The 4,136-nt window shown below is 58.3% G+C and carries 4 protein-coding genes; 2 read left to right on the top strand and 2 right to left on the bottom strand.

Annotated features, from left to right (window positions below; all coding sequences use genetic code 11):
* The first annotated feature begins 128 nt into the window (after positions 1 to 128).
* Positions 129 to 596: a GNAT family N-acetyltransferase gene (locus AC1DLB_RS23320; RefSeq protein WP_064621220.1), complete on the top strand. Its 468-nt coding sequence runs from the start codon at positions 129 to 131 to the stop codon at positions 594 to 596.
* A gap of 148 nt (positions 597 to 744) precedes the next feature.
* Here AC1DLB_RS23320 and AC1DLB_RS23315 read toward each other — a convergent pair whose 3' ends face one another.
* Positions 745 to 2,121: a dicarboxylate/amino acid:cation symporter gene (locus tag AC1DLB_RS23315; RefSeq protein ID WP_477785719.1), complete on the bottom strand. Its 1,377-nt coding sequence runs from the start codon at positions 2,119 to 2,121 to the stop codon at positions 745 to 747.
* Positions 2,122 to 2,228: 107 nt separating this feature from the next.
* The gene (locus AC1DLB_RS23310; RefSeq protein ID WP_111453716.1) at positions 2,229 to 3,284 is read right to left on the bottom strand and encodes a tartrate dehydrogenase; all 1,056 of its coding nucleotides are present in this window, start codon (positions 3,282 to 3,284) and stop codon (positions 2,229 to 2,231) included.
* Between the two features lie 137 nt (positions 3,285 to 3,421).
* On the opposite strand from AC1DLB_RS23310, the gene AC1DLB_RS23305 reads away from it, so the two are divergent.
* A partial coding sequence (locus tag AC1DLB_RS23305; protein ID WP_477785718.1) for a LysR family transcriptional regulator occupies positions 3,422 to 4,136 on the top strand: 715 nt, incomplete at its 3' end.

Below are 4,136 nucleotides of genomic sequence, written 5' to 3'. Positions count from 1 at the left end.
CTGGCGCCCACATCGAAGCCTTGAAGCTAATCTATAACTCTCTTTGCTCCATTAGCGCCGCTGCAGAAGGGCCAGAATGAAATCCATCGTACTGGCGCTGGCTCCCCGTGATGATTAGAGTGCAAACGATGTCCGTCATACCTGTTGAAAGTCCTCCAGTAATGTTGGTTCCGGCTCACCCCGCCGACCTGGACAATCTTGTGGCCATTCGAATTGAGGCCATGCGCGAAAGTCTTGAACGGATTGGGCGATTTGATCCGATACGTGCACGTGAGCGTTTTATCAACGGTTTTGATTGTCGCAACACGCGTCACATTGAGCTGGCCGGTGAGCGAGTCGGTTTTATTGTGGTCAAGCCTCAGCTGAACGAACTGCTACTTGACCACTTGTATGTGCGACCGAATGCTCAGGGAACAGGTGTAGGTTCTGCTGTCCTCGAACARATTTTCAAAGAAGCGGATGCCGCCGCGCTCCCTGTCAGGGTGGGCGCGCTCAAAGAGAGCGCTTCGAATCGGTTTTACATCCGTCATGGCTTCCAATTCGTCGAAAGCGGCGAGTTCGACAATTACTATGTTCGTCCGAACGCTGCACCTTGACGCAGTTTTTTACACCGCCTCGATCAGGAGCGAATGTTTCCGCGAGGCCAAAGGCACGGTTGCACCGGTCGAGGGGAAGAAGGCCTGGTTGCCCAACCGCCCCTCTGATCAAGCCCGCTCCCACATTTTTTGAGCTGCATGGTCCCGGCTACTTGGACTCGACATACACCCCTTGTGGGAGCGCGCCTGCTCGCGATGAGGCCATCGCGCTGGTTGGCGTCGATGCCGCAACAGCAACAGTGTCCGCCTGAGCCATCTCGGGCTTTGCCTCCGCGCCCTCCCCGTTCAGCGCCTTGTTCATCTTCACCGTGTCCAACGCGCCGACCCATTTGGCAATGGCCATGGTGCCGACGCCGTTGCCGATGGTGTTGGTGATCGCGCGTGCTTCCGACATGAACCGATCGACGCCCAGCAACAGCACCATGCCCGCCACCGGGATGGTGCCGAGGGAGGACAGCGTCGCCGCCAGGATGATGAACCCCGAACCGGTCACTCCCGCCGAGCCTTTGGAGGTGAACATCAGCACCGCCAGCACGATCAACTGGTCCATGAGGGTCAGCGGTGTGTTGGTCGCCTGGGCAATGAAGATCGCGGCGATGGTGTAGTAGATCGCCTGGCCGTCCGGGTTGAAGGTCAAGCCCGAGGGAATGATCATCCCGGCGACGGGTTTGGAAACGCCGGCCTTTTCCATCTTGGAAATCATCTGCGGCAGCACCGATTCCGAAGAGCTGGTCCCCAGTACGGTGAACAGTTCTTCCTTGATGAACTTCAAAAATTTCCACAGGCTGAAACCGCTGTAGCGGCAGATCGGCCCGAGCACGAAGATCACGAACACCGCGCAGGTCAGGTACACGCACGCCATCAATTTGCCGAGGGAGAACAGCGAACCGAAGCCGTACTTGCCGATGGTAAAGGCAATTGCCCCGAAGGCACCGATGGGGGCCAGACGCATGACCATGTTGACGATGCGAAACATCCCTTGCATCAGGCTATCCAGCGTGTCGACGAACACTTTTGCGCGCGGCCCGACATGCGCCAGGGCAACGCCCAGCAGAATGGAGAACAGCAAGATTTGCAGGACGTTGCCTTTGGCGAAGGCATCCACGATGGTGTCGGGGATGATGTTCATCACAAAGTCCATGAACGACGCATGTTTCACCGCCGTGGTGTAGGTCGCCAGACTGGACGTATCCAGCGAGGCGACATCGATGTTCATGCCTGCGCCGGGTTTGAACACATCGACCACGACCAGGCCGACCACCAGCGCCAGTGTGGAGACCACTTCGAAATAGAGCAGCGCCCGGAAGCCGACACGCCCCAACTCTTTCATGTTCTCCATGCGCGCAATGCCCGTCACCACCGTGAGGARAATCACCGGGGCAAGCAGCATTTTGATCAGCTTGATGAACGCGTCACCCAAGGGTTTGAGCGCAGCTCCAGTCTCGGGAATGAACACCCCGACAATGGCACCGAGGATGACCGCGATGAGCACTTGTACGTAGAGTTTGCCAAATATTCTTTTCATGACAGGGCCCTGATTTTTTATTGTTGTCAGGAAATGCCAAAGGGTCAGATTCAGCGATCTGCCCCTTGGCGCTGTGCCGCAGTACGACTTTGAATCGGTGGGAAATATCAGCGGTTGATCAACGCAATGACTGCATCGGTGATCTGCCGGGTGGTGGCCGTGCCGCCCAGATCCGGGGTATGCAAACCGCTTTCGGTCACGGCTTCGATGGCCGACATCAGCTGTTTCGCCGCGGCCGCTTCGCCCAGGTGCTCGAGCATCATTGCCGCGGTCCAGAATGTGGCGATCGGGTTGGCCACGCCTTTGCCGGTGATGTCGAAGGCCGAGCCGTGGATCGGTTCGAACATCGAGGGGAATTTGCGTGACGGGTTGAGATTGGCAGTCGGCGCGATGCCCAGGCTGCCGGACAATGCGGCGGCCAGATCGGACAGGATGTCAGCGTGCAGGTTGGTGGCGACGATTACGTCCAGCGTCGACGGTTTGAGCACCATGCGCGTGGTTACGGCGTCGACCAGTTCCTTGTCGATCTTCACGTCCGCAAAGTCCTTGGCGACTTCGTAGAAGATCTCGTCCCACAACACCATGCCGTGACGCTGGGCGTTGGATTTGGTGACCATGGTCAGGTGCTTGCGCGGACGGCTGCGCGCCAGTTCGAAAGCAAAACGGTGAATGCGCTCGACCCCGGCACGGGTGAACACCGACACTTCGGTGGCGACTTCTTCCGGCAGGCCCCGGTGCACGCGACCGCCGTTGCCGGAGTATTCGCCCTCGGAGTTTTCACGCACCACCACCCAGTCGATCTGATCACCGTTATGCAGTGGGCTTTTCACCCCTGGCAGGACGCGGGCCGGACGCACGTTGGCGTACTGGTCGAAGCCCTGGCAGATCGGCAGGCGCAGGCCCCACAGGGAAATGTGATCCGGCACATTGAGCGCACCGACCGCGCCGAAGAAAATCGCATCGAAGGTTTTCAGTTCTTCCAGGCCACCTTCAGGGATGTAGTAGCCGTTTTTCAGGTAGTTATCCGAGTTCCAGTCGAAGTGTTTGAAGGCCAGTTCGAAGCCGGACTTTTTCGACAAGGCTTGCAGCACTTCGACGCCCGCTGCGATCACTTCCACGCCGATGCCATCACCTGGAACCGCAGCAATTTTGTATGCGCTCATCATCAACTCCACTCTCGTTACGTTCTTGTTGTGCCTGTCGAACGGGGGTGTTCAATCAGGGTGTGAGCGGAGTATATGTAGTGAGCAAATGAGCGTGAGTTACTCCAAATCACTACATAGATGAATTTGAGTTACCAATGAGCCAGACCCTGGATTTGTCATTTTTCTACCTGCTGGCCAACAAAGGCAGCCTCGCCGCGACGGCGCGAGAGCTGGGCGTGACCCCGCCGGCGGTGAGCAAACGCCTGACCGCGCTGGAAGCACGGCTGGGCATCCGCCTGGTCAACCGCACCACGCGCTCGATGAGCCTGACCTCGGAAGGTGAACTGTATTTTTCCCATGCCGCGCGCATCCTGACGCAGATCGATGAGGTCGAGCAGCTCATCAGCAGCAGCCGGGCAACGCCGAAAGGCCTGATTCGCGTCAACGCGTCTTTGGGTTTCGGTCGTCGCTACATCGGCCCGGCATTGGGCGCGTTCTTCGCGCAATACCCGGAGGTGGAAATACAACTGGAAATCAGCGATCACCCGCTCGACCTGGCAACTCACGGGTTTGACCTGGGCATTCGTTTTGGCACGCTGCCGGACGCGGCCTTTCATGCGCGCAAGATTGCCTCCAATCGCCGCCTGCTCTGCGCCTCGCCGCTGTACCTGGAAAAGCATGGCGTGCCGCAACGCCTGGCGGATTTACAGCAACACAACTGCATCTTCCTGCGGCAAAACGAAACGCCCTACGGCGTATGGAGCTTTACCAACGGCGGGCGCACGCAAAACGTCAAAGTGCGTGGCGCGTTAGGCTGCAACGACGGTGAAGTGGCCCTCAATTGGGCGCTGGAAGGTCATGGGATTCTGC

Source organism: Pseudomonas sp. 05N434, from assembly GCF_056396965.1.
This window is presented reverse-complemented; position numbering and strand designations above follow the sequence as displayed.